This window comes from Buttiauxella gaviniae ATCC 51604 (assembly GCF_001654835.1).
Taxonomy (GTDB): Bacteria; Pseudomonadota; Gammaproteobacteria; order Enterobacterales; family Enterobacteriaceae; genus Buttiauxella; species Buttiauxella gaviniae.
The window spans coordinates 1-9,130 of the sequence record NZ_LXEP01000046.1 but is presented as its reverse complement, the minus strand read 5'-3'; the positions used below and the strand labels follow the sequence as shown (position 1 = coordinate 9,130).

The window sequence follows — 9,130 nt, the reverse complement described above, 5'->3', positions numbered from 1 at the left end:
ACCCTGGTGGAAAGTTCCCCTGGTCGTGATATTCGCGATACCAAATGGCGGCGCAGTTCTGAGCATGAGGCTCCCCCGACAACTGGAATTCTATCTCTTTATAATCGTGGTGATCGGCGTCGCTGGTACTGGCCCTGCCCACACTGTGGTGAGTATTTTCAGCCAGAGATGAAGGCGATGACCGGTTATCGTGAAATCAGCGATCCGGTTAAGGCCAGTGAAGCTGCTCATATTATCTGCCCATCATGCTCCGGTTTGATAACCGCAGATATGAAGCGCAGCCTGAATATGAAAGGGATCTGGTTGCGTGAAGGCCAGTATATTGACCGTGAAGGCAACATTACTGGCGAGGCTCGCCGCTCCCGTATAGCCAGTTTTTGGATGGAAGGCCCAGCTGCTGCATACCAGACGTGGCAGCAACTGGTTTACAAGCTGCTGACCGCCGAGCAGGAATATGAAGTCAACGGTAGCGAAGAAACCCTCAAGACGGTTATCAATACCGACTGGGGACTACCTTATTTACCACGCTCCAGCATCGAGCAGCGCAAGGGTGATGAACTCCAGCTGCGCGCGGAACCGGTAGAGAAGCGAAGGGTTCCGGCTGGCGCGCAATTTATGGTGGCGACCGTCGATGTGCAGGGTGGTAAAAACCGCCGCTTTGTCGTTCAGGTGGTTGGATATGGCGTTCAGGGCGAGCGCTGGATTGTCGACCGCTACAACATTACTCAATCTATGCGTACCAACGCTGATGGCGAAAGCCTCCCCATTGATCCTAGTAGTTATCCCGAAGACTGGGATTTATTGCGTACCGATGTGCTCGACAAAACCTGGGCACTCGATGGCGAACCCGGAAAGCGTATGAGCCTGCTTGCGATGGCGGTGGATTCCGGTGGTGAAGATGGTGTTACTGATAATGCGTACGCATTCTGGCGGCGCTGTCGTCGTGATGGGTTGCAACGAAAAGTCTGGTTATTCAAGGGCGATGGCAAAGCACGCGCCAAATTGATAACTGAAACCTTACCTGATAACACCAACCGTTCATCCCGACGCGCGCGAGCGGCGGGTGATGTTCCTATTTATCTTCTCCAGACCAACGCTCTCAAGGACCGGATCAACAATGCGCTGTGGCGCAATGTACCGGGGCCGAACTATGTGCATTTTCCGGACTGGCTGGGTAGCTGGTTCTACGACGAACTGACCTATGAGGAGCGCTCAGTTGATGGGAAGTGGGAAAAGCCCGGCAAGGGTGCTAACGAAGCGTTTGACCTCATGGTGTATGCGCATGCTCTGGTCATTCTCCACGGCTACGAAAAGATTAAATGGCCTGATGCGCCGGAATGGGCGCGTCGTGAAACCTATCTTGTGGATGAACCTACAACAGATGCGCCGGTTGTGGCAGCAGTTGCTAAACCGCTACCGCCAGTATCTGCAACAAAGACTAAGAAACCAGCCCGCGAATCGGCATGGGCACCATCAACCTCAGGAGGCTGGGTGTGACGCTTAATGATATTCAGGACATGATCCGACGCTACACAGAAGCTGAAATGGCAATCCTTCAGGGCAAGTCCATTGTTTTCAACGGTCAGCAGATGACAATGGAAAATCTGAGTGAAATCCGTAAGGGTCGTCAGGAGTGGGAACGAAAACTGACAACCGCGTCTGCGGCGGCAAGTGGTCGCAGCGGGTTTAAATTGGCGAGGTTTCCGTGATGAGCACCATCGATAATCTGATTGGGTTGATCTCTCCAGGTTGGAAAGCTACCAGGCTCCGTTCTCGCGTGATGATTCAGGCTTACGAGGCGGTTTTGCCCACGCGAACACATAAAGCTAACCGTGAAAACCGTTCTGCTAATCAATTAACACGGTTTGGCGGTCGCTCTTTGCGAGAGCAGGCCCGCTGGCTCGACTGTAACCATGATTTGGTTATAGGGCTGCTCGACAAGCTCGAAGAGCGCATTGTGGGAGCAAAGGGCATCATCGTTGAACCTCAGCCATTGCTGAAAAGTGGAGGTCTTGCCACTGCGCTCGCCACGGATATTCGTACCAAATGGGCTGAATGGTCTGTGTCGCCGGATGTTACTGGTCAATTTACCCGCCCGGTACTTGAGAGACTGATGGCGCGAACCTGGCTGCGCGACGGCGAAGTATTTGCCCAACTGGTTAGCGGTACTGGAAATGGGTTAACACCGGTTGCTGGTATCCCTTTCTGGCTGGAAGCGCTGGAGCCTGATTTTGTGCCGATGGAGCGCAGCGAGCCATCCAATAAATTATGCCAGGGCGTCTATCTGAATGACTGGGGGCGCCCTACTAGTTACATGGTGTACAAATACCTGCCTTCAGAGGGGGTGAGGCAAGGTGACACCAAAGATATTAACGCTGACAGCATGCTGCACCTTAAATTCATGCGGCGCCTTCATCAAATACGCGGTAACTCCTTATTAGCGGGCGTTTTGATGCGCCTTTCTGCGCTTAAAGAGTATGAAGATGCTGAACTGACCGCTGCGCGTATCGCGGCGGCCTTGGGCATGTTCATTAAGAAAGGGGATGGTCAGGACTACGGTGATCAAGGGAAAGGAGCTAAGCCGAGAGAGTTAAATATTGAGCCGGGGGTCATCTTTGATGACCTTCTCCCGGGCGAAGATGTGGGCATGATTAAATCAGACCGTCCGAACCCCAATCTTGAAAGTTTCCGTAACGGCCAGTTGCGAGCGGTCGCCGCAGGATCTCGTGGCAGTTTTTCCAGTATCGCCCGTAATTATGATGGCACCTACAGTGCTCAACGGCAGGAGTTGGTGGAGTCAACGGAGGGTTACTTCATTCTCCAGGATGCTTTTATTGCTGCTGTTACCCGTCCGATGTACCGCGCCTGGCTGACTATGGCCATTGCATCCGGTCAAATAACCGTTCCTGCAGGGGTGGATAAAGAATCGCTCTACAGCGCAGTGTTCTCCGGTCCGGTAATGCCATGGATTGATCCGGTAAAAGAAGCAAACGCCTGGAAAATCCTGTTGCGCGGTGGCGCTGCGACTGAAAGCGAATGGGTGCGCGCCCGTGGTGCTAATCCGGATGATGTGAAGCGACGCCGTAAGGCGGAAATAGATGATAACCGCAAGCAGGGGCTGGTGTTCGATACCGACCCGGCTAATGACAAAGGAGCCACCAGTGGCCAGGAAGAAAAACCGGGTAATGAACCGCCCGAAAGCCAGCGTAAAAAATAGCTGGTTCCGGATGCAGGCAAGCAATGAAAGCGAAGCCGATATCTATATCTACGATGAAATTGGCTACTGGGGTGTGACGGCAAAACAGTTCGTGGCCAACCTCAAAGCGCTGGGTGATATCACGCATATCAACCTTCACATTAACTCCCCTGGTGGCGATGTCTTTGATGGCATCGCCATTTTTAATGCCCTGAAACACCATGGTGCGTCGATTACCGCTTATATCGATGGCCTGGCGGCATCGATGGCATCAGTCATCGCGATGGTGGGTAATCCGGTCATCATGCCGGAAAACACTATGATGATGATCCACAAACCCTGGGGATTCACGGGTGGTGACGCGAACGACATGCGTGATTACGCCGACTTGCTGGACAAGCTTGAGGGCGTACTTATCCCGGCTTATATGGCAAAAACCGGAAAGTCTCAGGAAGAGATTGCCGCCATGCTGGAGGATGAAACCTGGCTGTCCGGTGCTGAGTGTCTGGCGCTGGGTTTTGCCGACGAAGTCACTCCATCCCTTCAGGCTATGGCCTGTATTCAGTCAAAACGTATCGAGGAATTCGAGAAGATGCCACGCACAATCCGCAACATGATCACCCCACCACGCAATACTACACAGCGTGACCCGCAGCCAACTATCACCCAGCCGGTGATCACTGCACCGGAGAACGTCAACGCAACTGACATTCGCCAGCAGGTGATTGCTGAGCAGAAGGCCCGCGTAAACAATATCCAGGATTTGTTCGCTATGTTCGGCGGTAAACACCAGGAACTTCAGGCTCAGTGTGTGGCTGATGTTGAATGTTCGGTTGAGCAGGCGAAAGATAAGCTGCTGGCAGAGCTGGGTAAAAGCGCGACACCTTCCAACAAGTCGACGCAAGCTCAAACCCAGGCACATGTGTACGCTGGCAACGGTAATTTTGTCGGTGATGGTATTCGTCAGGCACTGATGGCGCGTGCAGGTTATGAAGACATGCAGCGCGATAACGTCTACAACGGCACTACTTTGCGTGAGCTGGCGCGTATGTCGCTGACTGAGCGCGGTTTCGGTGTGGCCTCCTATAACCCGATGCAGATGGTTGGCTTTGCGCTGACTCACAGCACCTCTGATTTTGGCAATATCCTGCTGGATGTGGCGAATAAAGCGCTGTTGCAGGGCTGGGATGAGTCAGCAGAAACCTTCGAACAGTGGACCAAAAAAGGCCAGCTGTCTGACTTCAAAACAGCACATCGTGTGGGCATGGGCGGTTTCCCGTCGCTGCGACAGGTCCGTGAAGGTGCTGAGTACAAATACATCACTACCGGTGATAAAGGCGAAACCATCGCGCTGGCCACCTACGGCGAGATTTTCTCTGTGACCCGTCAGGCGATCATCAACGATGATCTCAATCAGCTGACCGATGTGCCGATGAAAATGGGCCGCGCAGCGAAGGCCACCATAGGCGATCTGGTTTACGCGACTCTTACCGCGAATGGCAAATTGTCTGATGGTAAGACGCTGTTCCATGCCGATCATAAAAACATGGCCACCGGCGCTATCGATATCAGCAACCTCGACAAAGGTCGTCAGTTGATGCGCACCCAGAAAGAAGGGGAGCGAGCTCTCAACATTCGCCCGGCTTACATTCTGGTACCGGTGGCGCTGGAAACTACCGCTAACCAGACCATCAAGTCTGCCAGCGTGAAAGGGGCTGATGTGAATGCCGGGGTGATTAACCCAATCCAGAACTTTGCTGAAGTCATTGCCGAAGCACGTCTGGATGATGCTGATCCGGCCGCCTGGTATCTGGCTGCCGCACAGGGTTCAGATACGATTGAAGTGGCGTATCTGAACGGTGTTGATGCTCCGTACATTGATCAGCAGGAAGGCTTTACCACTGACGGTATCGCCACCAAAGTGCGCATCGATGCAGGTGTGGCGCCACTGGATTATCGTGGCCTGGTGAAATCCTCCGGTAAGTAATCAACACTACCCTCCAGTGGCCCGAAAGGGCTTTTTTTATGTCTGAAAAACGGCTCCCGAGCGGAGCCGTGGAGAATCTTCATGAAAAATTACCTTCAGAATGGTCACACCATCACGATTAAGAACACCGGGACCGACGCCATTCTTAGTGGCACGCCTGTTCCTGTGGGCGATTTGCTGGCAGTAGCCATTGCCGATATTGCTGCGGGTGGATCGGGTGAAGGCGTAACGAGCGGCGTCGTCGTGTTGCCTAAGCTTGCCAGTGACAACATCCCTCAGGGCAAAGCACTCAACATCAAAGATGGAAAAGTCCAGATTGATGGCACTGGCGCCACGCCTGCGGGCAAAGCGTGGGAGACGGCAGCAGCGAACGCGACCACGGTTGCCGTTCGTCTGAATGGCTAGCCCATCCGAACCTGTTGAACAATCTGATGAAGAAATGATGTTAGCGGCCGAGGGGCTGTCAGGGGGGATGCGCTATGGCCCAGTCGGTGGGTGATTTAATCGTTAATCTGGATGTCGACAATACCCGCTTCACTGAACAAATGGAGCGAGTAATAAGGCATACAGGGAGTTTTGGTAAGGCGGCAAATGATGCTTCGGCCCAGGCTCAGCAAATGGCTGATCGACAGGCATCGGCACTCAAAAGTTTACTGAACAGCATCGATCCGACTACTAAAGCGTTCAGTAACCTGGATGATCAGTACACCGCACTTCAACAGCATCTGAATGCGGGTCGCATCGATGCATCACAGTTTGAATACTATAACCACATTCTGGATGAAAGCCTGACAAAGCTGGTTGATGTGGGTGATGCTCAGGAAAAAGTTGCAGAACAGGCGAGGCGAACAGCAGCAGCTGAATCGGCAGCGACAAAACGGTTTCTGGAAGGTATTGACCCTACCCTGCGAGCATTTAACCGCCTTGATGAAAGCGTGGCAGAGCTACATCAGCGGTTTGAAAGTGGCTTCATTCCGGAAGCGCAGTTTAAATCCACACTGGCGATGCTCGAGCAACAACGAGCAAAGCTGTATGAAGTCGGTGACGCAGCCGAGCTGACAGAAAGTGCAATGGGGGGAATGCCTGCCGCACTTTCCCGCCACGAAATTGCAGCAAAACGCGCGGGGATCTCAGTCGGTCAGTACACCCAGGCGCTGCGATTTTTGCCGATGCAGATGACAGATGTGGTGACCCAGCTGGCGGGTGGGCAAAATCCACTGCTTATCCTTATTCAGCAGGGAGGGCAGGTCAAAGATGCATTCGGCGGTATTCGTCCTGCTATGGTTGCGATGGGCGATTCCCTGAAGGGGCTGATCGGGGTTTTAAATCCGGTTAATCTGGCTATCGCGGTTGCCGTTGCCACTCTTGTGGCAATCCCTTCAAGCATGGCGTTTGCTTCATCCTCCCTCGGTGATATTCAAAAATCGCTCATCATGACTGGCGCTGCGGCTTTTGCGTCAGCGGGAGACATGGCTAATGCTTCTGAACGCATAGGAAACGCTACAAATACCAGTTTTGCAGCGACTTCCAGCCTGATGGCTGAGCTGGTACAGAAGGGGAAATATACTGGTAAGCAAATCGAGGTCATCACTAAGGCGACTCTTGACTGGGGACGTGCGACCGGGGAGACAAAAGATAAGGTTGAGGGGTTCTTTTCTCAGATAGCAGACGATCCCGTTCAGTCCATGAAGGCGCTGAACAACCAGTTCGACTTTCTGAGTAAGGCGCAGGCCGAGCATATAGCCACCCTTGATAAGGCTGGGCAGCACACTCAGGCGGTGACTGCAAAGCGCGATTTGGTCCTGACATGCCCCTCGATTTTGGTGGTTTCCCCGGCGCAAGCCTCCTGAGGAGATAGTTATGCTTGAAAAAATCACAGAAGCTATTTTTGCGCACGCTGCTGCTGAGTACCCGAATGAATGTTGCGGTCTGGTTATTCAGAAGGGCCGGGTGGAGCACTACATTCCCTGCAAGAACATTACTCCGGCAGGCGAGTATCGATGTCACGGAAATCACCGAGGCCATACTTAACCAGATTAAAGACACCGACCTGTTCAAAGACCTGATTGAAAGCGCCGTCGACGGTAATCAGAAAGTCGCCGACATGGCCGACGCCATCACCGAGAACGCAGACAAGCTTGCCGCAGCTGTGGGAGCAAATAAACAGACTGCAGAATCCATCATTCACAACGCACTGGCGATTGCGAATGTGGTGGTCAGCCAGTCGGCGCAGAACGGCGCGAACTCTGCGAAGTTTGAGCAACTGCGAGAAGTAATTGCGACCGAAACTGAGGCGCGCGTGACTGACGTTACCCGGCTTGAGGCGAAGGTCACTGGTAATGAAGCCGGTATCACGGAAGTTCGCCAGGCGCTGGCCACGGAAACGGAAGCGCGTGCAACAGCCGTTGATGAGCTCACAGCAAAGACCGGAGATAACGCTGCAGGTGTGACGCTACTGACACAGGCGGTCACAACGCTTGATTCGTCTACCACTTCCCGCTTCGAAGAGTTGTCGGGTAAAACTGATAACGCCAGTGGCGGCATTCAGAACACATCGATCGCACTGATTCAGAACACGCTGGCGCAGGTTAATCAGTCGCAGCGTATGAGCGTTCAGTATGGCGATAGCAAAGCCGGGATTCAGCGCGTCGATAATGTGATGGCTGATGCCAGCAAGGCCGTTGCTGAGTCGCTCAAAACGCTGGATTCGTCTGCAGCAGGCGGTTCGTCGAATGTCACCGATTTTTCCAAGACTATGGCCGACTTCAGCCAGGTTGCTGCGACTCGTATCAACTCCCTTTCTGTTTCCATGAATGGGCAAACCGCCGCTATCACTGAGCTATACAATGCGCAGATTGATACCGCTGGCAAGCTCAACGCAATGTACAACATCAAGGTTGCCGTTGACTCAAATGGGCGGCAATACGCAGCTGGCATGGGCATTGGCGTGGAGAATACACCGGGAGGTATGCAGTCACAGGTATTGTTCCTGGCTGACCGGTTTGCTGTGATGTCGCAAGCGGGTGGGGCAGTGACATTGCCGTTTGTCATCGAAAACGGGCAGGCTTTTTTCAACGATGCGTTCTTCAAAAATGCGAGCATTGATTTCGGTAAAATTACTGACTCTCTTCAGTCAGGCGGATATCAGGCCGGAAAGGCAGGCTGGAATATCCCGAAGAATGGCCCTGCTGAATTTAATGACAGCCTGGTGATTAACGGCTCTGGCAATAAAATCAAAGTGGATGGTACCGGGCTGGATGTGAATGTCCCGGGGGTAGTTCGTATTCACGTGGGAGTCTGGTAATGGGCGCAGGCATACTTATCGATTATCTGGACGGGACCAGGCCGATAGAAGTCACCTCAGGGATGCAAGTACCATCCTGGCTTGCGACGGTAACTGAAGAGCGCAAGGTGGGGAATCAGACAGTCGCACTGCCCGGCAGAATACCTGGAAGCTCAATAATGTTAATACCATCATCAACGGCGGTGGACTCTGGTGTTGGCATCGCCTATCTGACTGGCTTTATTGATAATGGCTCATCGTTAACGCTCCAGATGGCAAGTACTGTCGGTGATGATGTATCACGAGTTACCACTAATGTGAGCATCTTTCAGCTTCCTCCGGAGGGTTCAACGGCTGGCTTGCTCCTTCAGGGGGGTGCTAATTTCACATTAATTACCACTGAGCGGGCTTGCTGTCGGGTTTTGTTCCAGGGGCGGATTACATTTAACGGCACCTGGACTATCCCTACCTATGAAGGAATCGACCCACATAAAGTTATCATCGCGGCGCACTGGACAGCGCCAGGCGTTGCGGTTGCCCGCTCATCCACGCGTGTTTATGTCACAGATCCGGATGTGCCGACGCTCACTGCATACGCAGAAGGAAAGCACGAGAATAGACAACCAAGGGATGTCACGATGGATATCATCGTGTATGGGCCCGG

The 9,130-nt window shown here is 53.1% G+C and carries 8 protein-coding genes and 1 pseudogene; all 9 read left to right on the top strand.

From position 1 onward, the window contains the following. On the top strand, positions 1–1,497 hold a 1,497-nt coding region (locus tag M977_RS22575; protein WP_064519068.1), incomplete at its 5' end, for a terminase gpA endonuclease subunit. Beyond that, on the top strand, positions 1,494–1,709 hold the full coding sequence (locus M977_RS22570) for a hypothetical protein (RefSeq protein ID WP_157092118.1): 216 nt from the start codon (positions 1,494–1,496) through the stop codon (positions 1,707–1,709). The genes M977_RS22575 and M977_RS22570, both read left to right, overlap by 4 nt. Beyond that, positions 1,709–3,217: a phage portal protein gene (locus tag M977_RS22565; protein ID WP_064519063.1), complete on the top strand. Its 1,509-nt coding sequence runs from the start codon at positions 1,709–1,711 to the stop codon at positions 3,215–3,217. Before M977_RS22570 ends, M977_RS22565 begins: the two co-directional genes overlap by 1 nt. Continuing rightward, the gene (locus tag M977_RS22560; protein WP_083962997.1) at positions 3,186–5,183 is read left to right on the top strand and encodes a ClpP-like prohead protease/major capsid protein fusion protein; all 1,998 of its coding nucleotides are present in this window, start codon (positions 3,186–3,188) and stop codon (positions 5,181–5,183) included. The genes M977_RS22565 and M977_RS22560 overlap by 32 nt, the downstream gene beginning before the upstream one ends. Before the next feature lie 81 nt (positions 5,184–5,264). Continuing rightward, the gene (locus M977_RS22555) at positions 5,265–5,588 is read left to right on the top strand and encodes a DUF2190 family protein (protein ID WP_064519061.1); all 324 of its coding nucleotides are present in this window, start codon (positions 5,265–5,267) and stop codon (positions 5,586–5,588) included. Positions 5,589–5,662: 74 nt separating this feature from the next. Next, positions 5,663–7,033 carry a phage tail length tape measure family protein gene (locus tag M977_RS22550; protein WP_064519059.1) on the top strand — a complete coding sequence of 457 codons (1,371 nt, stop codon included), beginning with the start codon at positions 5,663–5,665 and terminating at the stop codon, positions 7,031–7,033. Positions 7,034–7,043: 10 nt separating this feature from the next. Next, positions 7,044–7,169: pseudogene (locus M977_RS25920) on the top strand (Mov34/MPN/PAD-1 family protein); the annotation flags it as partial. Positions 7,170–7,287: 118 nt separating this feature from the next. Next, the gene (locus tag M977_RS26050; protein WP_074392098.1) at positions 7,288–8,487 is read left to right on the top strand and encodes a phage tail tip fiber protein; all 1,200 of its coding nucleotides are present in this window, start codon (positions 7,288–7,290) and stop codon (positions 8,485–8,487) included. After that, a partial coding sequence (locus M977_RS22540; RefSeq protein WP_342446882.1) for a DUF6453 family protein occupies positions 8,487–9,130 on the top strand: 644 nt, incomplete at its 3' end. The genes M977_RS26050 and M977_RS22540, both read left to right, overlap by 1 nt.

What these genes read in the sequence shown, in the direction of transcription:
- M977_RS26050 (WP_074392098.1), top strand. Translation starts at nt 7,288, where the DNA reads ATGGCCGACGCCATCACCGAGAACGCAGACAAGCTTGCCGCAGCTGTG.
- M977_RS22555 (WP_064519061.1), top strand. Translation starts at nt 5,265, where the DNA reads ATGAAAAATTACCTTCAGAATGGTCACACCATCACGATTAAGAACACC.
- M977_RS22565 (WP_064519063.1), top strand. Translation starts at nt 1,709, where the DNA reads ATGAGCACCATCGATAATCTGATTGGGTTGATCTCTCCAGGTTGGAAA.
- M977_RS22560 (WP_083962997.1), top strand. Translation starts at nt 3,186, where the DNA reads ATGAACCGCCCGAAAGCCAGCGTAAAAAATAGCTGGTTCCGGATGCAG.
- M977_RS22550 (WP_064519059.1), top strand. Translation starts at nt 5,663, where the DNA reads ATGGCCCAGTCGGTGGGTGATTTAATCGTTAATCTGGATGTCGACAAT.